This is a genomic window from Streptomyces sp. JNUCC 64, from assembly GCF_054484115.1.
Genome location: NZ_CM137015.1, coordinates 5308614 through 5330650, shown reverse-complemented (window position 1 = coordinate 5330650; position 22037 = coordinate 5308614). Strand labels below are relative to the sequence as shown.

Here is a 22037-nt window from a genome sequence, read left to right as displayed (position 1 = left end):
GCACACGCCGGAGGGCGGGGCCGTCGGTGAGGACGGCCCCGCCCTCCGGGGACGCGGTCGCGCGAGGGAGCGGCGGACCGTCACGGCCTCGCGCGGGGCCGGTGACGGGAACGGGTCGGACCGGGCGGACTACTTCTTGCCCTTGCCGTCCTTGCCGTTCTTGTCGTTGCCGCCGGCGCCCATGGACTCGTAGATCTCCTTGCACATGGGGCACACCGGGTACTTCTTGGGGTCGCGGCCCGGCACCCAGACCTTGCCGCAGAGCGCGACGACGGGGGTGCCGTCGAGCGCGCTCGCCATGATCTTGTCCTTCTGGACGTAGTGGGCGTAGCGCTCGTGATCGCCGTCACCGTGCGAAGTCTGCGGCGTCGGCTCGACGAGGGTCCCCGTACCAGTCCCGCGCTCGGGCTCGGGCTCAAGAGTGCTCATAGCTGCCAAGGGTACTGAAACCCGGGGCTTTCCGGTCCCACGGGATCCGGGCGCGGACCGGCCCGGACGGGACCCCGCGGCTCAGTTGAGCGAGGGGTCGTCCGGGTAGGTCGCGATCATCGCCAGCTCGCCGCGCTGGCGCCGCAGCACCGCGCGCCACAGCCGTTCGGGGGTGGGCGAGGACACGTCCCCGGGCTCCGACTCCACCAGGTACCAGGCGCCCTCGCGGAGTTCGGCCTCCAGCTGGCCCGGCCCCCAGCCCGCGTACCCCGCGAAGATCCGCAGCGAACCCAGCGCGGCGGCCAGCAGCTCCGGCGGGGTCTCCAGGTCGACCAGGCCGATCGCGCCGTGCACCGGGCGCCAGCCCAGCGGGGCCGTCTCCCCCGAGCCGCCGGGGACGACCGCGAGGGCGAGCGCGGAGTCCAGCGAGACGGGCCCGCCCTGGAAGACGACGCCGGGTTCGCCCGCGAGCGCCCCCCAGTCCGCGAGGACGTCGCCGACGTCCACGGGCGTGGGCCGGTTGAGGACCACGCCGAGGGAGCCCTCCTCGTCGTGGTCGAGGAGCAGCACCACCGCGCGGTCGAAGTTGGGGTCGGCCAGGGCGGGCGTTGCCACGAGGAGCCGCCCTGTGAGCGAGGACACCTCGGTCATGCACGACATGATCCCGCATCCCGCTCCCGGGCGGGGGCCGACTCCCGTACCCGGCCGGGACCCGCCCCGGCGGCGGGCGGGCCCGGGACCCGCGAGGGCCCCAGCGCGCGGGCCGCGCGCCCCCGGGACGCGCCCCCGGAACGGTCACCCCCCGCGCACGTCCGACCCCGGTGCGTGTTGTGGCCGAGTCCTGACCAGCCCGAGGCCCCGACGGGCTTACGGAAGGGGGGGTTACGGCCATTACGCTTGCTGCTCGGCCCCTGCCCTTCTCACTCGGAACGCGAGATACATGACCGTCAACGACGATGTCCTCCTTGTCCACGGCGGAACCCCGCTGGAGGGCGAGATCCGTGTCCGCGGCGCGAAGAACCTCGTGCCCAAGGCCATGGTCGCCGCGCTGCTCGGCAGCGGTCCGAGCAGACTCCGCAACGTTCCGGACATCCGCGACGTCCGGGTCGTGCGCGGCCTGCTCCAGCTCCACGGCGTGACGGTCCGCCCCGGCGAGGAACCCGGCGAGCTGGTGCTCGACCCGACCCACGTGGAGAGCGCCAACGTCGCGGACATCGACGCCCACGCGGGTTCCTCCCGGATCCCGATCCTGTTCTGCGGCCCGCTGCTGCACCGGCTGGGCCACGCGTTCATCCCGGGCCTCGGCGGCTGCGACATCGGCGGCCGTCCCATCGACTTCCACTTCGACGTGCTGCGCCAGTTCGGCGCGCGCATCGAGAAGCGCGACGACGGCCAGTACCTGGAGGCGCCGCAGCGACTGCGCGGCACCAAGATCCGGCTGCCGTACCCGTCGGTCGGCACCACCGAGCAGGTGCTGCTGACGGCGGTGCTCGCGGAGGGCGTCACCGAGCTGTCGAACGCCGCCGTGGAGCCGGAGATCGAGGACCTGATCTGCGTGCTCCAGAAGATGGGCGCGATCATCGCCATCGACACGGACCGCACCATCCGGATCACCGGTGTGGAGAAGCTCGGCGGCTACACCCACGCGGCCCTCCCGGACCGGCTGGAGGCGGCGTCCTGGGCGTCCGCCGCGCTGGCGACCGAGGGCAACATCTACGTCCGCGGGGCGCAGCAGCGCTCGATGATGACGTTCCTGAACACCTACCGCAAGGTCGGCGGCGCCTTCGAGATCGACGACGAGGGCATCCGCTTCTGGCACCCGGGCGGCACGCTCAACGCCATCGCGCTGGAGACCGACGTGGCCCCCGGTTTCCAGACCGACTGGCAGCAGCCGCTGGTGGTGGCGCTGACCCAGGCGACCGGGCTGTCGATCATCCACGAGACGGTGTACGAGTCGCGGCTCGGGTTCACCTCGGCGCTGAACCAGATGGGCGCGCACATCCAGCTCTACCGGGAGTGCCTGGGCGGTTCGGACTGCCGGTTCGGGCAGCGCAACTTCCTGCACTCCGCGGTGGTGTCCGGGCCGACCCGCCTCCAGGGCGCCGATCTGGTCATCCCCGATCTGCGGGGCGGCTTCTCGTATCTGATCGCGGCGCTGGCCGCGCAGGGCACGTCCCGGGTGCACGGCATCGAGCTGATCAACCGGGGCTACGAGAACTTCATGGACAAGCTCCGGGACCTCGGGGCCAAGGTGGAGCTGCCGGGGAAGGCGCCGCTCGGCGGCTGACCCGGCCGGTTCCGGCGGCGACGCCAGCGGCCCGTGCGCTCCCCCGGTGCTCCGGGGGAGCTGCGGCGGCCGGCGGGCGGGGCCGTGGACGACGTGCAAGGCCGTGTGACGGGCCCTGGTGGCCCTGGACGGTCCCGGTGGTGTCCGGGGCGCTCCGGGGCCGCCGGGGCCCGTCCCGTGTCCGTCCATGACCGTCCGCGTCCATCTGTGTCCGACCGCGTCCGCCACTGTCCGTCCGCGTCCGCCTGTGTCCGTCCGCGCTCACTCATGCCCGTCGATGTCCGTACCTGCCGGAAACGGCAGGGGAAACGACGCGGGAACCGACAGCGGGCGGAGGCCGGGAACGCGAGGGGGCGGCACCCTGGCCCGGGTGCCGCCCCTTGCGCCTGTGTGCCCCGCGCCGTCTCCGGCGCGGGAGCGGGCCGCCTTACTTGCCCTTGGCGGCTTCCTTCAGCTTGGACCCGGCGGAGACCTTCACGCTGAACCCGGCGGGGATGTCGATCGGCTCACCGGTCTGCGGGTTGCGGGCGGTGCGAGCGGCACGGTGGGTGCGCTCGAAGGTCAGGAAGCCGGGGATGGTGACCTTCTCGTCGCCCTTGGCGACGATCTCGCCGACCGTCTCGGCGAACGCGGCCAGCACGGCGTCGGCGTCCTTGCGGGTCACCTCGGCGCGGTCGGCCAGCGCGGCCACCAGCTCACTGCGGTTCATGTTTGTACTCCCGTGTTCATCTTGCCGTTGAGGCGTGAGATCGAAGCCGATGCTGCCAGGGTCCTCGGTCGGGCCCCTGACCCGGGTCCGTCGCCAGACCCTCGCGCCCAGAGAGGCATCCTGCCCCCACCTGCGGCGGGAACGCCAATCCGGCACCCCTGGGAGTCACACGAAAAGCGCCACCGGTACGAAACGGTGACGCTCCGTTCGGTCCCGGAAGCGGAGCGCAGGGGGGTGCGCGGAGTGATCGTCCTGGCTGGCGCCGACCTCGTCACGCTGGTCACGCCCCCGCTGGGCGTTCAGCCTAGGGCGGACGGCGCCGGTCGTGGAGCGCGACGCGCCGGTGTCCGGGGGTGGGGGTTCCCGGGAGCTTCCGGGGGCTCCTGACCGCTCTTGAGCGCTCTTGGGGGTTCGCCGGACGGCGCGTGCGCGGGTGCGGGCACGCCGCGAGGGGCGCCCCGCGCGGGACGCCCCTCATCGGTGTTCCGTTCAGCGACCGGCGGTGGTGACCGCCTTCGCGGCGTGGCGCACCGCGCCCGCCACGGCCCCGGCGACCTTGTCGTTGAAGACGCTGGGGATGATGTAGTTCGGGTTCAGCTCGTCCTCGGTGACGACGTCCGCGAGGGCGCTCGCCGCGGCCAGCATCATGTCCGTGTTGACGGTGTGGGACTGCGCGTCGAGCAGACCGCGGAAGACGCCCGGGAAGACCAGCACGTTGTTGATCTGGTTGGGGAAGTCGGAGCGGCCGGTGGCGACCACCGCGGCGGTCTGCCGGGCGATGGAGGGCTCCACCTCGGGGTCCGGGTTGGCCAGGGCGAAGACGATCGCCCCGTCGGCCATGGCGGCCACGTCGTCCCCGTCGAGGACGTTGGGGGCGGAGACGCCGATGAAGACGTCCGCGCCGCGCACGGCCTCCTTCAGGGTGCCGGTGAGGCCCTCGGGGTTGGTGTTGTCGGCGATCCAGCGCAGCGGGGACTCGGCGTCGGCGGCGACGAGGTCCTCACGGCCGCCGTGCACCACTCCGTGGATGTCGGCGACGACGGCCTTCTTGACCCCGGCGGCCAGCAGCAGCTTGAGGATGGCGGTACCGGCGGCGCCCGCGCCGGACATCACCACGCGCACGTCGCCGATCGCCTTGCCGACCACCCGCAGGGCGTTGGTGAGGGCGGCGAGGACCACGATGGCGGTGCCGTGCTGGTCGTCGTGGAAGACGGGGATGTCCAGGGCCTCCCGCAGCCGCGCCTCGATCTCGAAGCAGCGGGGCGCGGAGATGTCCTCCAGGTTGATGCCCGCGAAGCCGGGGGCGATCGCCTTGACGATCTCGACGATCGCGTCGGTGTCCTGGGTGTCCAGGCAGAGCGGCCAGGCGTCGATCCCGGCGAAGCGCTTGAAGAGGGCGGCCTTGCCCTCCATCACGGGCAGCGCGGCCTTGGGGCCGATGTTGCCGAGGCCGAGGACGGCGGAGCCGTCGGTGACCACGGCGACGGAGTTGCGCTTGATGGTGAGCCGGCGGGCGTCCTCGGGGTTCTCCGCGATGGCCATGCAGACCCGCGCCACGCCCGGCGTGTAGACCATGGAGAGGTCGTCGCGGTTGCGGATGGGGTGCTTGGACTGCATCTCGATCTTGCCGCCGAGGTGCATCAGGAACGTCCGGTCCGAGACCTTGCCGAGGACGACGCCCTCGATGGTCCGGAGCTTGCCGACGATCTCCTCGGCGTGGGCGGTGGAGGTCGCGGCGATGGTGACGTCGATGCGCAGCTTCTCGTGGCCCGAGGCCGTGACGTCGAGGCCGGTCACCGAGCCACCGGAGGACTCGACGGCGGTCGTGAGCTGCGACACCGCGGTTCCGCTGGCCGGCACCTCCAGTCGGACCGTCATCGAGTAGGAGACGCTGGGCGCCGTTGCCATGCCGACTTCCTCTACTTCCCTCTGTTCCGCGTGCACGTCGTCGTGTCACGTGCACGCCACCCGGCGGGGCCGGGCGGCGCCTTCCGATGGTCGCACCTACTGTCGGGTACGTGCTAGCCGCCCCGTATTGCGGAGCTTTTGTTCACGGAGCCGGACCATTGTTTACGGAAGGTTTGTTCCAGAATACGGAAAACCGGTGGAACGCGGAGAGGTCCCCGTCACAGCCCGCCCGGCGGCACAGCCCGCCCGGCGGCAGGCCCCCGCCCGGCGGACGGGGCCCGGAACGGCGGAGAGGCCCGTGCCCCTGGTGTTTCCGGGGCACGGGCCTCTCGCGTGGTCTGGACGACACCGGCCCGCCATGCTCGCCTCGCGGCAAGTGGTCGCTCGTAGCGACGAAGGTTGGGCCCGGGGGCTTGGATCGGGCCGGTGTCACGTCCACGGTAACAAACGATCCCCGCAAGGCAATTCCCGTCGCCCAGGTCGGTCCCCGGTGGGGCCGAACGGGGGCCGGGGACCACCCGGGGGGAGGTCAGTCCCGCAGCAGGTCGGGGACGCCCTCGGCGTCGGGTTCGTCCCGGGGGCCGGAGACCACGGTGAGCCGCCGGGTGGCCCGGGTGAGCGCCACGTACAGCACCCGCAGCCCGGCGGGCGACTCGTCGGCGATCTCCGCCGGGGAGACCACGACCGTGGCGTCGTACTCCAGGCCCTTGGCCTCCAGGCTGCCGAGGGCGACCACCCGGTCGCCGAGTCCGGCGAGCCAGCGGGCGGCCTCGGCGCGGCGGTTCATGGCGACGACCACGCCGACCGTGCCCTCCACCTCCCCGAGCAGCCGTTCGGCCTCGGCCCGCACCGCCGTCCCCCACCGGGCGTCCCCGAGGGCCGCGAACCGGGGCGCGAGGCCGGTGGAGCGCACGGCGGACGGGGAGACCGCGCCGGGCATGGCCAGGGCGAGCACCCGGGAGGCCACCTCGGCGATCTCGGCCGGGTTGCGGTAGTTCACGGTGAGCGCGAAGCGGCGGCGGGGGCGGTGGCCGAGCGCCTCGTCCCGGGCCTCGGCCGCCTCGTCCACGTCCGACCAGGAGGACTGCGCGGGGTCGCCCACCACCGTCCAGGTGGCGTGCCGTCCCCGGCGGCCCACCATGCGCCACTGCATGGGGGTGAGGTCCTGGGCCTCGTCCACGATCACGTGCGCGTACTCGACGCGTTCGGCGGCCAGCCGCTCGGCGCGCTCGCGGCGGCTCTCCTCGCGGACCGGCATCAGCTCCTCCAGCCCGGTGAGCTGGTCCAGGGGGTCGGCCTCGCGGCGCTGGCGGGGGCGGGCCGGGGCGCCGAGCACCGCGTGGAGTTCGTCGAGGAGCGCCACGTCGTGGACGGAGAGCTCCTCGCGCTGGAGGGAGCGGGCCACCCGGCGGGTCTCCCCCGGGTTGAGGATCCGGCGGGACCAGCGGGCCAGCCGCTTCTCGTCGCCCATCGCCGCCAGCACCCGGCGGGGCGTCAGCTCGGGCCACCAGGCGTCCAGGAAGGAGAGGAACGAGTCCTCGGAGGTGACGTCCTCGTCGAAGGAGGAGCGCAGTTCCGCCGCCAGCTCCGGGTCGGTGTGCCGGGACGCCGAACCCGACTGGGACCACAGCGCGTCCAGCAGCAGCCGCCGTGCGCGCGGGCGCAGCAGGTTCACCGGGGCGGTGCCGCCGAGCGCGGCCTCCCGGACCCGGGCCAGCCGGTCGGCGTCGAGTTCCAGACGGCGGCCGTGGACGACCACCCGCAGCCGGTCGGTGCCCTCGGCCCGGGACTCCAGCGCCCCGCGCGCGGCCTTGCGCAGCACCCGGACCATCCGGGACGAGCCCTTGACCCGGGCGGTGGCCGGGGTGTCGTAGACGGTGGCCTCGGCCCCGTCCACCAGGGAGCCCAGCGCCCGGATGGCGACCTGGCCCTCCTCGCCGAGCGAGGGCAGCACGCCCTCGGTGTAGGCGACGAGCAGCGGGGTCGGGGAGATGATCAGGATGCCGCCGGAGTAGCGGCGCCGGTCCTGGTAGAGCAGGTAGGCGGCCCGGTGCAGGGCGACGGCGGTCTTGCCGGTGCCGGGGCCGCCCTCGACCAGGGTGACGGAGGCGGCGGGGGCCCGGATGACCAGGTCCTGCTCGGCCTGGATGGAGGCGACGATGTCCCGCATGGTGTGGCCGCGGGCCTGGCCGAGCGCGGCCATCAGCGCGCCGTCCCCGATCACCGGGAGTTCCCGGCCGTCCAGGCGGGCGGTCAGCTCGGGGCGCATCAGGTCGTCCTCGACGCCGAGCACCCGGCGGCCCTTGGAGCGGATCACCCGGCGGCGGACCACCCGGCCCGGTTCGACGGGCGTGGAGCGGTAGAAGGGCGCGGCGGCGGGCGCCCGCCAGTCGATGACGAGCGGGGTGTAGTCCGCGTCGAGGACCCCGATCCGCCCGATGTGCAGGGTCTCCGCGATGTCGGCGAGCTGCCGGGCGGGGTCGGCGGGGTCAGGGCTGACGGCGCCCTCGGCGGGTTCGACGGAGGTGTAGGCGCCGTCCGGGCCCTTCTCGCCGTCCTTGCCCTCCAACAGGTCGATCCGGCCGAACAGGAAGTCCTCGAACTCGCTGTTGAGGCGGTTGAGGTGGACTCCGGCGCGGAAGACCTGCGCGTCGCGTTCGGCGAGCGCGCCGGGGGTGCCGACCTGGCTGAGCCGGGCCGCGTCCCGCATCAGGAACTCGGCGTCCTGGATCTTCTCCTCAAGGCGTCGGTAGACCTGGTCGAGATGGTCCTGTTCGACACCGATCTCGCGTTCACGGACCGAGTCGAGAGCGGCGTGCTGAGCGGCCACCGGGCCCCCTTCTGACGTGCATGGCAGCCGTCCACCGTACGCCACCGAAGTGCGGGCGCGCCACGCGTCGTCCCGCCGGGGGCGCGGGTCCCCCCGGCCGGCCGCCGGGATCCGGGTCCGGGTGGCTCCCCGGGGCGGTGGGCGCCGGCCTCCCGGGGCCCGGCGGTCGGCTTCCCGTCCGGGTCGGTCGCTCGCGCAGTTCCCCGCGCCCCTTCGGTCCGCTCTGTCCGGGGCTCGTGGTCGTCTGCGGGTGCGCCGTGGTCGTTCGCGCAGTTCCCCGCGCCCCTGACGGGGCTGCCACCTGGGGTGCGTTGTTTCCCCGCGGGTTGTCGGGGGTTGGCCGCGCCGTTCCCCGCGCCCCTTTCGGGGCGCGTCCTGCGGGTGGGGCGTGGCTTCTGCCGGGCCCCGTCAGGGGCGCGGGGAACGGCGCGAGCAGCCACGACGGACCCGCACCGGACAACGCACCCGAACCGGAGCGCACCCGAAGGGGCGCGGGGAACTGCGCGAGCACCCGAAGCGCACCCGCACCGGCCAACGCACCCCAGCCAGGGCACGCCCTGCGTCAGGCGGGCCCCGTCAGGGGCGCGGGGAACTGCGCGAACGGCCACGACGGACCCGCGCGGGGCTCCGGTGGCGGGGACTCCGGACGGCGGGCCCGGACAGCGAGAAAGCCCGGAGACCGCCCCGCGTAACGGGTTGCGGAGGTTCCGGGCGTACGGAGTGGCGGGTGTACGGGGTGTGACGGGGCCCGGTCGCCGGTGGGCGGGGCGGAGGGACTCGGGGCCGGGACCAGGGCACGGAGCCGGGGGCTCAAGGGCGGCCGGGTGAGGGAGCCCGGGCCGCTGGAGGGGGTGCCGGGGCTAGACCCGGACCTTCACCAGTTCCTTTCCGTCCAGGGTGCGGACCTCGAAGTGGCTGATGTCGTCCCGGGCCATGGCCGCGCCCCCGTGCACGTACAGCGGGTGGCGGGCCTCCTTCCGGGGGGCGTCCGCGATCCCGTAGCCCCGGGTGGGCACGGACCAGGTGGTGACGGTCTCGCGGGCGCCGTCCTTGCCGACGGCGATCAGACTGCACTTGCGGGGGCCCTTGACGTTCTTCAGCTCCAGGACGGTGTGGGTGCCCCACGCCTTGCGTTCCAGGCCGATCGTGGCGGTGACCCGGGACGCCGGGCCGGTCGCCGCGATCTTCTCCTCCATGTGGTGGAAGAAGGCGTCCTCGGCGGGGCTCGTCGGGTGCGGGTCCAGGGCGGCGGGCGGACGGTCGTCCCGTCCGCCCGTGACGGTCACGGCGGCGAGCGGTCCGCCGACGATCAGCACCGCCGCCGCGGCCGCCAGGTACAGCCCCCGGCGCTTGGCGCGGACCCGGCGGACGGTGACCTCGCCGACGAGCCGTTCCGCGAGGCGCGGGGTCGGCCGCGCGCCGAGCGCGCCGCCGGTGTCCGGGGTGCCGCGCCGGGTGCCGGGGGCGCCGGGCAGGTCGGCGAGGGCCGCGAGCACCGGTTCCAGGCCCGCGAGTTCGTCCAGTTGTCCGGCGCACCAGGCGCAGACCGCGAGGTGGCCCTCGAAGGCGGCGGCCTCGCGCGCGTCCAGGACGCCGAGCGCGTAGGCGCCCACCGTCTCGTGGATGTCGTGGCCCTCGTCCGGTGTCATGCCGTCACCCCCCGCTCCTCCAGTGCCAGCTTCATCGAGCGGAGGGCGTAGAACACCCGTGACCGCACGGTCCCGCTGGGTATGCCGAGGGTCTGGGCCGCCTCGTTGACCGTGCGCCCCTTGAAGTAGGTCTCGACGAGGACCTCCCGGTGGGCCGGTGTCAGGTCGTCGAGCGCGTCCGAGAGTGTCATCAGCCACAACGCCTTGTCGATCTCGTCCTCCGCGGGGATGACCTCCAGGGGGGACGGCTCGACCTCCTGCGGCCGGGCCTGTCGGCTGCGGTGGCCGTCGATCACGATACGCCGGGCCACGGTCACCAGCCAGGGGCGTACCGAACCCGTCGCGTTCCCCAGTTGACCGGCGTTCTTCCAGGCCCGGATGAGGGTCTCCTGGACGACGTCCTCGGCCCGCTGCCGGTCCCCCGCGACCAGCCGCAGCACATAGGCGAGCAGGGGGCCCGCGTGTTCCCGGTACAGCGCGCGCATCAGCTCCTCGTCCGGCTCGGACGGGGGCTGGATCATTCGATGTCGGGCCCTCGGCGGGCGGTCATCGGCCACGGCTGAATCCTTGCGCACGCCTACCTCCGCTGTCCCCGATTCGCCCGGACAGGGTCCGGCCGCTCGTGTGCACCCGGGGATACGGGCGGGGACAGGAGCCCGTTCAGAACGGGGACCAAGTGGGGCTCTCCGTACGGGACTTGTAGCGTCCGGGTCACCCTGGGTGAGATCGGGGACGGAGTATGTCCGGCTATGGCGGGGCCTGTCGCCGGAGGGCCGGGTGGGGCGGACACCCGTTGGCGGGGCGGGTGTTTCCGGCCATCGCGCCGCCCGGGACGGAGCGGACGGCTGGTCGGTTGATCGAAATCAGGCCAGCCCGACGCCGGTTCCCGCCCACCGGGACGGCGGACGGGAACCGGGAGGTACGGGGACGGGACGGACGGGAACGGACGGACGGGCGGGCGTCAGTGGCGGCGGGTCCGGCGGGGGGCCGGGGTGGTGGGCCAGAGCCGGGGGCGGCGGCGGGCGGCCACGTCCTCCAGCCAGCCCACCGCGAGGATCGCCAGCGCGATCAGCGGCCAGACCAGGACCACCATCCACAGTTGGAAGGTGGCCGTGAGCACCCGCATCGACCCCTCCGTCATGAACGGGAGGTCGTACAGCTTGGAGATCATCGGGATGGTGGCGAGGATCAGGGTGTTGTGCCACAGGTAGATCGTCACGGCCCGGTTGTTGAACAGGGTGACGAGCTTGTCCCAGCGGGCCAGCCGTCCGGGCAGGTGCCGCCAGGAGGGCGCGTACACCAGGAGGATCGCGACCGCGCCGAACGACCAGGTGGCCTGGGCGAGCGGGATCTCGTTGAGGTCCATGCCGAACTCGGTCTGGTGGCCGGAGGCCCACCACAGTCCGAAGGCCATGACGAACGCGGCGACCGAGACGGTGACGTAGCGCGGCAGCCGCTGGAGGACGCCCTCCTCGTGGGCGAAGCCCAGCAGCCAGCAGCCCGCGTAGACGGAGAAGCCCTGGATCGCGTACCCGGTGGAGCCCGGGATCTCGACGAACCCGGAGCCGAACACGAAGGCCAGCCCCAGCGAGGCCGCCACGGTGCCCCAGGGCAGTCGGCGGAACGCCCACAGCAGCAGCGGCGAGGCCACCACCAGCCAGAGGTAGGTGCGCAGGTACCACAGGGGGGCCGCCGCCTGCATGGCCCAGGTGGCGTCCAGCAGTCCGCCGTCCTCGCCGAGGCTCAGCGGATAGACGGGCGAGCCCACGGGCAGCAGGTAGTTGAGGAGTTTGATCCAGCCCCAGTTGCCGGTCTGGTTCGGGTCGCTGCCCGGGTCCCAGCCCGCGAGGAACATCAACGGCACCAGGAACGCGCCGAAGAGCCACAGCGGCGGCAGCAGCCGTCGGATCCGGCCCTTGATCACGCCCCACGCGGGGCGCTTGAGGGAACGGGCCATCAGGGCGCCCGCGAGCGCGAACATCACGCCCATGGACGGGAAGACGATGGTCAGCCAGGCCCAGCCGTAGACGTGGTAGACGACCACCCGGACCAGGGCGAGGGTGCGCAGCAGATCCAGATAGCGGTCCCGGCCCGCGGCCCGCCCGGTGGCCGGGGCCGCCGCCTCGGCGGTGGGCTCCGGGTCGGTGACCGGGGCGGGCGGGCGCTGGGGAACGGGTGCCGCCTGGTGGGTGTCCCAGCCCCGGGTGACCCAGTCGGGCGCGCCGGTGGCGGGGCCCGGTCCGGGACCCTGCGGGGGGTACGTCATGCCACCGGCCTCCGGTCGCCGCCGGGGACGGGTTCGGCGGGGCGCGGGGCGCCGCCGGGGGCCGAGCCGACGACCCCGGTGCGGCGCAGCTTCTGCCAGCGCAGCCGTCCGCCGGTCAGCGCGGTGATCCAGGACTGGAGCAGCACCACGTACATGAGCTGCCGGTAGAGGATCTGCTGGAGCGGCAGCGAGACGAGGTGGACCATCTTCTCGCGGTCGAGCCGGAAGGCGTAGGCGGCGCAGGCGGCCTGGATGGCGAGGACGCCGAGCCAGGCGGTGACGGTCTTGCCGGTGGGCCCGAAGACCAGCCCGTACAGCAGGAACACGTCGATCAGCGGGGCGAGCAGCGGGCCGAGCACCATGAACAGCGAGACCAGCGGCAGTCCGACCCGGCCGAAGCGGCCGGAGGGTCCCCGTTCCACCAGGGCGCGGCGGTGCTTCCAGATGGCCTGCATGGTGCCGTAGGACCAGCGGTAGCGCTGGGACCACAGCTGCTGCACGGACTCGGGGGCCTCGGTCCAGGCGCGGGCCCTCTCCGCGTAGACGACGTGCCAGCCGTCGCGGTGCATGGCCATGGTGATGTCGGTGTCCTCGGCGAGGGTGTCCTCGCTCATCCCGCCGACCCGCTGGAGGGCGGTGCGGCGGAAGGCGCCGACCGCGCCGGGGATCGTCGGCATGCAGCGCAGCACGTCGTACATCCGGCGGTCGAGGTTGAAGCCCATCACGTACTCGATGTGCTGCCAGGCCCCGATGAGGGAGTCCCGGTTGCCGACCTTGGCGTTGCCCGCGACGGCGCCGACCCGGGGGTCGCCGAAGGGCTGGACCAGTTCGCGGACGGTGGACGGCTCGAAGACGGTGTCGCCGTCCATCATCACGATGAGGTCGTGGCTGGCGTTGGCGATGCCCCGGTTGAGGGCGGCGGGCTTGCCCGCGTTGAGCTGGCGCACCACCCGGACGTTGGGGATCCGCATGTCCTCGACGATGCGGGCGGTGCCGTCGGAGGAGCCGTCGTCGATGACCAGGATCTCGATCGGATGGTCGCTGTCGACCAGCGACCGGACGGTGTTCTCGATGCACTTGGCCTCGTTGTACGCGGGCACCAGCACCGAGACGGGTTCGGTGATCGCCGGTCCCCAGCGGAAGTTCCGGGCCCGGACCTTGCGGGCGTGCAGGAACGACAGCAGGAGCATCAGTCCGAAGCGGACGATGACGAGGAACCCGATCACCGCGAGACCGGCGGCGAGGACCGTGGTGAGGTGCTCGGCGGCCTGCACCAGCAGGATCCACGCCTTGCCCTTCCACAGGTCCAGACCGCTGACCGGGGTGTGGGCGCTGGGCATGCCGAGGGCCTGGGTCAGGTTGGTGAACTCGTACCCGTCGTCCTTGAGGTCCGGGATCATCCGGTCGAGCGCGGCGACGGTCTGCGAGCGGTCGCCGCCGGAGTCGTGCATCAGGACGATGGCGCCCTTGCCCGGCTTCGGCAGGGACTTGCGGATGATCGCGTCGACGCCGGGGCGCTTCCAGTCCTGGCTGTCGGTGTCGTTGACGACGGTGAGGTAGCCGTGGCCGCCGATGTACTGGGTGACCGGCCAGTTGCGGTTGTCGAAGGCGTGCGCGAACGACGAGTACGGGGGCCGGAACAGCGAGGTGCGGATGTCGGCGGCGCCCGCGAGGGCGAGCTGGTTCTGGGACAGCTCCCAGTCGATGCGCCGGGTGGACTGGAGCGACAGGTCGGGGTGGTTGAAGGTGTGCAGCCCGATCTCGTGGCCCTCGTCCACCATCCGCTGGACCAGCTCGGGGTGGCGGGAGGTCATGGTGCCGGTGACGAAGAAGACGCCGCGCGCGTCGTGCTTCTTCAGCACGTCGAGGACCTTCGGGGTCCACTCGGGGTCGGGGCCGTCGTCGAAGGTGAGGACGACCTTGTCGTCGGGGACGCCGTGGGTGCTGAGCTTGCCGCCCCGCACGTCGATGACGGGCTTGCCTTTCCGGATCGCGTCGGGCACCCGCTCGTTGGCGGTCGACGGGGCGATGCGGTGGTCGGCGAGGATCTCGCTGTGGACGTAGCCGCGCAGCATCAGCATGGCCATCAGCGCGGCCAGCACCAGGACGGGCAGCAGATAGCGCAGGGGAAGACGGCGGCGCCGGGGTCTGGCCCGACGGCCGCGGTTGCGGGAACCCATTACGGAGCGTCCTCCGGTGCCGCGAGGGGCTGGCCGTCGTCACCGGCCGGGGGCGGTGACGCGTCGGTCGGGGGCGCCGAGGGGCTCCCGGGCGTGGTGGGCGGGGTGGAGGCGGGGCCTTCGGTGGCACCGGGGTCCGCGTCGGGCCCGCCGCTGGGCGGGATCCGGGTGGGCAGCGCGGGGGCGGTGGAGCGGCCGGGCGCGCTGGCGGTGCGCGAGGGCTCCCCGGGCCCGGGGGCCTCGGCGGACTCCTCCGCGGTGGCGGTTCCGGCGCCCCCGCCGGTGACCGGGGCCCGGGAGCCGCCGGTGACCGGGGTCGTGTCCCGGGCGGGCGCGGACTCGGTGACGGCGGTGTCCGAGGGGGACGGATCGGCGCTGGTGGAGGCCGAGGGGCGGGCGGAGGCGGACTCCTCGGGACGCGGGGAGGGCTTGACCTTCCCGGCGGGCTCGGCCTGCGTCTCGGGGACGGGCAGCCAGGGCGCGCTGGAGTTTCCGGAGACGACCGTCGCCACGATGACGCACGCGTAGACCGCGCAGCCGGTGACGACGGCCATGCCTATCCGCCGGTACAGCCTGCTGCGGCGTCCGGTCTCGTCCACGAACACCGGACCGTCGGGTGACGCCTCCCCCGGCGAGGCCGCCGCGGCCTTCAGCTCGCCGAGCTGTCTGCCGAGGCCGTCCATCTGGACGGTGACCTCATTTGGATCATGCGTCTGCCCAGGTTGGGCGTCTTCTCGCCAACTTTCCATGCGTGCGCGCATCCCCCCACGAACTCCATGAGCGCGCCGACGGCGCTGAGCACACGCCGCTGTCACCAGGCCCCCACCCGGTCCGAGCGCCCCCACAACCACCGATGTGCTCAGGCGACGAATGTAGCGCACGTGAGCGAAGGTGGAGGATACAAGCCAGAACGTGGACACACACCCCGCCTCGCCCCCTGTCCGGAAACCGCCCCCCGTGTCCCTCCGGGCACGGGGGAAACCGGGCCGGACGGCCGGTCCGGGGCGGGGGGACGGCACCGGACCGTCACGGAAGCGGGACGGCACGGGACGCCGGAGGGCCGGTCGCGCCGGGCCCGGGTGGGCGTCCCGGAGGACATCGGTGCTCGTGGGAGGGGGTGCGGAGGCACCCGCCGGTTCACCGAGGGCACCGCCCGCCGTCCGGGGGAGGCGTCCACCGGGGCCGGAGAACGCGAAAGGGCCCCCGCACCGCTCGCGCGGTACGGGGGCCCTTTCAGGGATGTGGAGATGGCGGGAATCGAACCCGCGTCCAACGGTGCGGAATCAGGGCTTCTCCGTGTGCAGTCCGCTGCGCTTTTCTCGGCCCCGGAGATCACGCGGACAAGTCTCCGACGGGCTCAGTCACTGTGAGATTTCCTCCTCGACCCCGTGACCGGGCCTAGGAGTTTAGTTCCCTAGCTGATGCCAGGATCCGGGTCGGGAACACCCCCGGGCTGACACTTCGCAAGTCGCTACTTAGGCAGCGAGGGCGAAGGAATCGCGCTTGGTTTCGGCGATTATTGGTTGCGACATATGGTTTACGAGATCATTGCCGCTTCCTCGACACGCTTCCCCTGCTTCGACAGCCGCTGTCGAAACCGATCATCCCCATGTGTTTTTTTCAAGGTCCACACCCCGTCGCCCTCGCGGTGGGGTGCGATCACCATCGTACGGGAACAGCGCCGCGCGGTGCCAGCGCATTAACGGCGGGCCGGACCACGGGTGCCTGATCGCGGGACTGACCCGCGAGGTCGGGCCCCGGGACCGGGCTTCCAGGAGCCGGTCGCCGGGATCAGGCGCGCTGACGGCGGCGGGCCGCCGAGATCGCCCGGTCCGTCTCGCGGCGGTCCTGCTTCTCCCGCAGGGTCTGCCGCTTGTCGTACTCCTTCTTGCCCTTCGCCAGCGCGATCTCGACCTTCGCCCGGCCGTCCTTGAAGTACAGGGCGAGCGGCACGATCGTGTGGCCCGTCTCCTGGGACTTGGCGAACAGCTTGTCGATCTCGTCGCGGTGCAGCAGCAGCTTGCGCTTGCGCCGCGCCGAGTGGTTCGTCCAGGTGCCCTGGCTGTACTCCGGCACGTGCACGTTGTGCAGCCACGCCTCGTTGTCGTCGAGCTGCACGAAGCCGTCGACGAGGGAGGCCCGCCCCTGGCGCAGCGACTTCACCTCGGTGCCCGTGAGGACGAGACCGGCCTCGTAGGTGTCGAGCACGAGGTAGTCGTGCCGCGCCTTCTTGTTCTGCGCGATCAGCTTGCGCCCTTTTTCCTTAGCCATAGTGCGGACATTTTCGCACCACCCAGGGGGGTCGCGGCCAGCGAATTCACGGAGCGGAACGGGAAGGGTGGGTCGCGGGGGCCGCGAGGGGCTCAGGAGCCGCCGTCGCCCAGTCCGCTCAGCACCGTCTCGCCCCGCCGGGCGACCGGATCGTCCGCCGCACCGCCCGGCGGACCGTCCGCCGGGCCGGAGCCGGGGTCCGGGGCGCCGTCCGGGCCGGGGCCGTCGTCGGCCGCCTCCAGGTCGGGGGTGATGCCCTCGCCGTCGACGCCGCGCCCCGAGGGGGTGCGGTAGTGGCCCACGGTCAGCTCGGCGACCGAGCCGTCCGGCAGCGCGCTGGGGAGCTGCACCGCCCCCTTGCCGAAGGTCCGCGAGCCGACGACCACCGCGCGGCCCCGGTCCTGGAGCGCCCCGGTCAGCAGTTCGGCGGCGCTCATCGTGCCGCCGTCCACCAGGGCGACCACCGGGCGGTCGGTGTCGCCGCCGGGCCGGGCGTGGACGGCGCGCTCCTCGCCCCGGACGTCGTAGGTGGCGACCAGTCCGCCGTCCAGGAAGGCCGAGGCCGCCTCGGCCGCCTCGCTGACCAGCCCGCCGGAGTTGCCGCGCAGATCGAGCAGGATGCCCGCGCCGGGCGGGGCGGCGCGCACCGCGGAGCGGACCTCGGCGCCGGAGCCCTGGGTGAACGCGGCGACCTTGATCATGACGCGGGGGTCGGCGGCGGTGCCCAGCCGTTCCACCGTCACCGTCTCGGTGGTGAGGACCGTCCGGCGCAGGGTCCGTGTCCACCGCCGTCCGTCGCGCTGGAGCCGCAGCCGGACCTCCGTCCCGGCCGCCGCCGGGGTGCCGCCCCGGGCGGCGTCGTCCCCGCGCAGCAGGGCGACGACCTCGGTGACGGGACGTCCGTCGACGCGCGTGGAGCCGATGGCGCGGATCAGGTCCCCCCGGCGCACCCCGGCCCGTCCGGCGGGGCCGCCGGGGCGGACCCGGGTGACCTCGATCAGTCCGCCGTCGGCGCGCCGGGCCCAGAGGCCCACCCCGGTGTACTCGCCGTCGAGGGCGCGGGCGTACTCGGCGTACTCGCCCTCGGAGTAGACCGCGCCCCAGCGGTCGCCGCTGCGGCTGACGGCGCGCTCGGCGGCCTCCAGCACCTCGGAGGGCGACTTGCCGTCGGCGAGGGCGGTGACGGCCGCGTCCACGATCCGGTCGGGGTCGGCGGGGGCCGCCGGGCCCGCGGCGACCGGGCGGACCTCCTCGGCCGGGTCGGTGCCGGTCCAGGAACCGGCTGCGGCGCCGGTCACGAGCACGCTGGTGAACACCAAGGTCAGAGCCGCGCCACGGCGGACGCGGCGGGGATCGCTGAACAGGTCGGGGCCCGACATGCCGGTGAGTCTAGGACAACGCCGGGTATCGCACGGCGGGTTGACGGGACGGCGCCCGGGGTGAATGTCACACCGCGGGACTCCCCCCGCCCCTGGACACGAGCCCGCGCCCGGGGTCCCCGCCGTGGCGCGCGCACCGCGCCCGGGACGACGGCCGCGCCCCCCGTCGGCGGCGACGGGGGGCGCGGTGGGTGGTGACGGGGGACGCGGTCGGCGGTGACCGGAGACGCCGCCGGGCGGTCAGACCTTGAGGTATTTGCGGAGCGCGACGAACGCGGCGAGCGCGGGCATCAGCACGCTGATCGCGAGGATCAGCGGGAGCGTCTTCAGGACGGCGTCCCAGCCGATGAAGTTGATCAGGGTGAGCTTGTCGGCCAGCGCCAGCCCGTTGTCGATCATGAAGTAGCGGCCCAGCAGCAGGAATCCGCAGGCCACACCACCGCCGATGAGCCCGGCCACGGCGGCCTCCATGATGAACGGCGCCTGGATGTAGAAGCCGGACGCGCCGACCAGCCGCATGATCCCGGTCTCCCGGCGCCTGCTGAACGCCGAGACCCGCACGGTGTTGACGATCAGCATCAGCGCCACCACCAGCATCAGCGCCATCACCGCGAGCGCCGCCTTGCGCATCCCGTCGAGGAGTTCGAAGAGGCTGTCCAGCGTCTCCTTCTGGTCCTCGACCGAGTGGACCCCGTCCCGTCCGGCGAACGCGGTGGCCACGACCTGGTACTTCTGCGGGTCCTTGAGCTTGACCCGGTACGACTCCTGCATCTGGTCCGGGGTCAGCGTGGCGGCCAGCGGCGAGTCCCCGAACTGCTCCTTGTAGTGCTTGTACGCCTCGTCGGCCGACTCGTAGAGGACCTGGTCGACGACCGGCATCTTCTCCAGGTCGGCCTTGATGGCCTCCTTCTGCGCGCTCGTCACCGCGCCCTTGGAGCAGGCCGTCTCCTCGGTCTCGGCGTCGGTCTTGTTGCACAGGTAGATCGAGACGTTGACCTTGTCGTACCAGTAGCCCTTCATCGAGCTGACCTGGTCCTGCATCAGCAGGGAGCCGCCGAACAGGGCGAGCGAGAGGGCCACCGAGACGACGACCGCGAAGGTCATCGTCAGATTGCGGCGGAGACCGACGCCGATCTCCGACAGGACGAACTGGGCGCGCATCGCGTGCTTTCTGCCTTTCGGTACGTGATGTGTGTCGCGTACGTCGCGTACGTAGGGTCAGTGCTGGTAGCCGTAGACGCCGCGCGCCTGGTCGCGGACGAGACGGCCCTTCTCCAGCTCGATGACGCGCTTGCGCATCTGGTCGACGATGTTCTGGTCGTGGGTGGCCATCACGACGGTGGTGCCGGTGCGGTTGATCCGGTCGAGCAGCTTCATGATGCCGACGGAGGTCTGCGGGTCGAGGTTGCCGGTGGGCTCGTCCGCGATCAGCAGCTTGGGGCGGTTGACGAACGCCCGGGCGATGGCGACGCGCTGCTGCTCACCGCCGGAGAGTTCACCGGGCATCCGGTCCTGCTTCTCGCCGAGGCCGACGAGGTCCAGCACCTGGGGCACCGACTTGCGGATCTCGCCGCGGGAGCGGCCGATGACCTCCTGGGCGAAGGCCACGTTCTCGCCGACGGTCTTGTTGGGCAGCAGCCGGAAGTCCTGGAAGACCGTCCCCAGCTGGCGGCGCATGTGCGGCACCTTCCAGTTGGACAGCCGGGCGAGGTCCTTGCCGAGGACGTGCACCTGGCCGTGACTGGCCCGCTCCTCGCGGAGGATGAGCCGCAGGAAGGTGGACTTGCCGGAGCCGGATGACCCCACGAGGAAGACGAACTCGCCGCGTTCGACCTCCAGGGTCACATCCCTGAGGGCGGGGCGGTTCTGCTTGGGGTAGCTCTTGGAGACGTTGTCGAATCGGATCACGGATGCACCACGGGTCGCCGGGGGTAGGTGTCGTGACCATACGCGACGCGGGGGGACCGCCGCAGGCGACGGCGTCCGTTCCCTAGGTCCTTGCGCGGGTTTGTCGGTGAACGGGATGACCCGGGGGACGGCGATCGGCCGGGGCGCGGCCGGTTCCGTACGGTTCCGGACCGTCCCTGACCGGTTCCGCGTGGTGACCGGCCTCAGAGGGGGGCGGAGAAGAGGGCGGTGGGGGTGCGCCGGGGCGCGGACGGTCCGCCGGGAGCCGGGTGCGTGCCCCCGGAGACCGGGGGATACGCCGGGTCGCGCCGAAATCCCCGGAAGCTGGCACAGTGGTAAGGGGAACGCTCGCGTTTCCCTGAGCGTTGCGCGGAGAGAACGTCGTTGCGGCAGGCTCCGCCGCGCGGGAGGAGGAAGGGCATGACCTACGACCGATTGGTGTGCGCGAACTGCGCGGCCCCGGTCAGCGAGGGCCGCTGCCCGGTCTGCCGTGCCAGCAGGGAGCGCCTCCAGCAGGGCGGCCTCTGGTCCGGTGTGCACCCCGCGGCCCTGATCGCGCTGCTGGCCGTCCTGGTCACGGCGCTGGCCCTGCTGGCCCGCCAGTCGATGTGAGCCCGGTGTGAGCTCGGCGTGAGCCGCTGACGGCCGGTGGGCCGGAGCGGCGGCCGCCGTGAACGGAAACAGGGCCCGGAGCATCCGCTCCGGGCCCTGTCCATGGTGCTGGTGTTCCTCACCCGTGCCGTGCGTCCCCCGCGTCACACCCGGCCGGTGTGCGCGTACGGTCCGTCACGTCGGGTGACCGTCCGTCCTGACCCCGCCGGGCGCCAGGACGGTCGTCCCCTGGACGGGGATCAGGCGGCGCGGGTGCCCGAGGCGAGCCGGGGCAGCAGCCGGAAGCCGATACCGCCCGCGATCATCGTCGCGGCGCCGATCAGCAGGAACGTGGTCTCCATGGCGCCGGTCTCGGCCAGCTCGTCCTTGGGCGCGCCCTGTCCGGCCTTGCCCTGCCCGCCGCCGGCCTGTCCGACCGCCTCGGAGCCGGTGTCGGTCAGGCTGGTCTTGCCCTGACCCTGCGGGATCGGGCCGGAGCCGCTGTCGGGGCTGGTGCCGTCGCCGCCACCGGTACCGCCGGTGCCGCCGCTGACGCCCTCGCCGTCGTCACCACCGTCGTCGCCACCGGTGGTGCCGCTGGTTCCGGTGGAGCCGGAGTCGCCGCCGGTCGAGCCGCTGGTGCCGGTGGAACCACTGGTGCCGGAAGTACCGGAAGTTCCGCTGGTGCCAGAGGTACCCGAGGTGCCACTGGTCCCGGAAGTACCACTCGTACCGGAGGTGCCGCTGGTCCCGGAAGTGCCGGTGGAACCGCTGGTGCCGGAGGTGCCACTGGTGCCGGAAGTACCAGAAGTGCCGCTGGCGCCAGAGGTACCCGAGGTGCCACTGGTCCCGGAGGTTCCGCTGGTGCCGGAGGTGCCACTCGTACCGGAAGTGCCGGTGGAACTGGCGTCGCCACCGGTCGTCCCGCTGGTACCGGAGGTGCCGCTGGTCCCGGAGGTGCCGGAGGAACCCGCGTCGCCGCCGGTCGACGAACCGCCACCCGTGGTGGTGACCCCGTTCTCACCGCCGCCGATGGTGGTCTCGCCGGTGCTTCCGCCGGTGGTGGTCGTCCCGCCGTCACCACCGCCGATGGTGGTCCCGCCGTCGCCGCCGCCGATGGTGGCCTCGCCACCGGTGCCGCCCGTGGTGCCGGAGCCGCCGGTGGTGGTGTCGTCGTCCTGGGCACTGGCGCTGACGCCGGTGCTGTTGAGTGCCTGGGCGGCGCCCGCGGCGGTGAGGGAGGCCCCCGCCGCGATCAGCGCGCCCGCCGCGATCCGTGCCACACGGACCCGGGTCTTCTTGGTCATCTGGTTGCTACCCCCAGTAGCTCATCGTCGATGGAGCAGCGCCGGGGCGGTGGACGCCAGGGGGAAGTACCGCGCGGCGGCGTTTCCTCACGCGCCGCGCACCATCGCCCCCGTTCTCACACACGCCCCGAAGACACGCATGCCGCGTTCACCCTTCCCACTTTCCGGAAAGCCGTCAAGGCCATTGCGCGCACGATGCCCGAAATAAGGGCAGTTGGGGGCGGCACCTTTATATGACAGTGACGCAGAACACCGGCGGATACGACAACTGCCGCCCCGAAGGCGGCAGTCAGGCCCGGATTCCCGGGCCGGGCGCGCCCCCC

17 protein-coding genes and 1 other RNA gene are annotated in these 22037 nt (G+C 72.9%); 2 read left to right on the top strand and 16 right to left on the bottom strand.

The features are described 5' to 3' along the window. Window positions 1-129: 129 nt before the first annotated feature. Both ACVWNX_RS22160 and ACVWNX_RS22155 read right to left on the bottom strand, forming a co-directional pair. On the bottom strand, window positions 130-429 hold the full coding sequence (locus tag ACVWNX_RS22160) for a DUF3039 domain-containing protein (protein ID WP_454409313.1): 300 nt from the start codon (window positions 427-429) through the stop codon (window positions 130-132). 81 nt (window positions 430-510) lie between these two features. Further along, window positions 511-1080 carry a YqgE/AlgH family protein gene (locus ACVWNX_RS22155; protein WP_454409311.1) on the bottom strand — a complete coding sequence of 190 codons (570 nt, stop codon included), beginning with the start codon at window positions 1078-1080 and terminating at the stop codon, window positions 511-513. Window positions 1081-1369: 289 nt separating this feature from the next. On the opposite strand from ACVWNX_RS22155, the gene murA reads away from it, so the two are divergent. Next, a complete protein-coding gene (gene murA, locus ACVWNX_RS22150; protein ID WP_454409310.1) occupies window positions 1370-2716 on the top strand; it encodes a UDP-N-acetylglucosamine 1-carboxyvinyltransferase in 1347 nt (448 codons plus the stop codon). 427 nt (window positions 2717-3143) lie between these two features. On the opposite strand, the gene ACVWNX_RS22145 is transcribed toward murA, so the two are convergent. The 13 genes from ACVWNX_RS22145 to ftsE all read right to left on the bottom strand — a co-directional run bounded on the left by ACVWNX_RS22145 (window position 3144) and on the right by ftsE (window position 19816). Continuing rightward, window positions 3144-3425: an HU family DNA-binding protein gene (locus ACVWNX_RS22145; protein WP_156726700.1), complete on the bottom strand. Its 282-nt coding sequence runs from the start codon at window positions 3423-3425 to the stop codon at window positions 3144-3146. 489 nt (window positions 3426-3914) lie between these two features. Next, on the bottom strand, window positions 3915-5333 hold the full coding sequence (locus tag ACVWNX_RS22140; protein ID WP_454409308.1) for an NAD-dependent malic enzyme: 1419 nt from the start codon (window positions 5331-5333) through the stop codon (window positions 3915-3917). 529 nt (window positions 5334-5862) lie between these two features. Continuing rightward, window positions 5863-8163 (bottom strand): HelD family protein, encoded by a 2301-nt coding sequence (locus ACVWNX_RS22135; protein ID WP_454409306.1) that lies wholly within the window; start codon window positions 8161-8163, stop codon window positions 5863-5865. Window positions 8164-9023: 860 nt separating this feature from the next. Further along, entirely contained in the window at window positions 9024-9812 is a 789-nt protein-coding gene (locus tag ACVWNX_RS22130; protein ID WP_454409304.1) for a zf-HC2 domain-containing protein, read from the bottom strand. Further along, window positions 9809-10333: a sigma-70 family RNA polymerase sigma factor gene (locus ACVWNX_RS22125; protein WP_454409302.1), complete on the bottom strand. Its 525-nt coding sequence runs from the start codon at window positions 10331-10333 to the stop codon at window positions 9809-9811. The genes ACVWNX_RS22130 and ACVWNX_RS22125 overlap by 4 nt, the downstream gene beginning before the upstream one ends. 440 nt (window positions 10334-10773) lie before the next feature. Then, window positions 10774-12078: an acyltransferase family protein gene (locus tag ACVWNX_RS22120; RefSeq protein WP_454409301.1), complete on the bottom strand. Its 1305-nt coding sequence runs from the start codon at window positions 12076-12078 to the stop codon at window positions 10774-10776. Beyond that, complete coding sequence (locus ACVWNX_RS22115; RefSeq protein ID WP_454409299.1) at window positions 12075-14258, bottom strand: bifunctional polysaccharide deacetylase/glycosyltransferase family 2 protein; 2184 nt, start codon at window positions 14256-14258, stop codon at window positions 12075-12077. Before ACVWNX_RS22115 ends, ACVWNX_RS22120 begins: the two co-directional genes overlap by 4 nt. Next, window positions 14258-15007: a hypothetical protein gene (locus ACVWNX_RS22110; protein ID WP_454409298.1), complete on the bottom strand. Its 750-nt coding sequence runs from the start codon at window positions 15005-15007 to the stop codon at window positions 14258-14260. Before ACVWNX_RS22110 ends, ACVWNX_RS22115 begins: the two co-directional genes overlap by 1 nt. 490 nt (window positions 15008-15497) lie before the next feature. Beyond that, window positions 15498-15867: a transfer-messenger RNA gene (gene ssrA / locus ACVWNX_RS22105) on the bottom strand. Between the two features lie 182 nt (window positions 15868-16049). After that, window positions 16050-16529 (bottom strand): SsrA-binding protein SmpB, encoded by a 480-nt coding sequence (smpB, locus tag ACVWNX_RS22100; RefSeq protein ID WP_454409296.1) that lies wholly within the window; start codon window positions 16527-16529, stop codon window positions 16050-16052. Window positions 16530-16621: 92 nt separating this feature from the next. Further along, entirely contained in the window at window positions 16622-17908 is a 1287-nt protein-coding gene (locus tag ACVWNX_RS22095; RefSeq protein ID WP_454409294.1) for a S41 family peptidase, read from the bottom strand. Between the two features lie 240 nt (window positions 17909-18148). Then, entirely contained in the window at window positions 18149-19069 is a 921-nt protein-coding gene (ftsX, locus tag ACVWNX_RS22090) for a permease-like cell division protein FtsX (RefSeq protein ID WP_454409292.1), read from the bottom strand. 57 nt (window positions 19070-19126) lie between these two features. Next, window positions 19127-19816, bottom strand: a complete 690-nt coding sequence (ftsE, locus tag ACVWNX_RS22085; protein WP_454409290.1) for a cell division ATP-binding protein FtsE — start codon at window positions 19814-19816, stop codon at window positions 19127-19129. A gap of 420 nt (window positions 19817-20236) precedes the next feature. Here ftsE and ACVWNX_RS22080 point away from each other — a divergent pair, with 420 nt between their 5' ends. Then, the gene (locus ACVWNX_RS22080; RefSeq protein WP_454409289.1) at window positions 20237-20428 is read left to right on the top strand and encodes a hypothetical protein; all 192 of its coding nucleotides are present in this window, start codon (window positions 20237-20239) and stop codon (window positions 20426-20428) included. Between the two features lie 239 nt (window positions 20429-20667). Here ACVWNX_RS22080 and ACVWNX_RS22075 read toward each other — a convergent pair whose 3' ends face one another. After that, a complete protein-coding gene (locus tag ACVWNX_RS22075; RefSeq protein ID WP_454409287.1) occupies window positions 20668-21714 on the bottom strand; it encodes a hypothetical protein in 1047 nt (348 codons plus the stop codon). Between the last annotated feature and the right edge of the window lie 323 nt (window positions 21715-22037).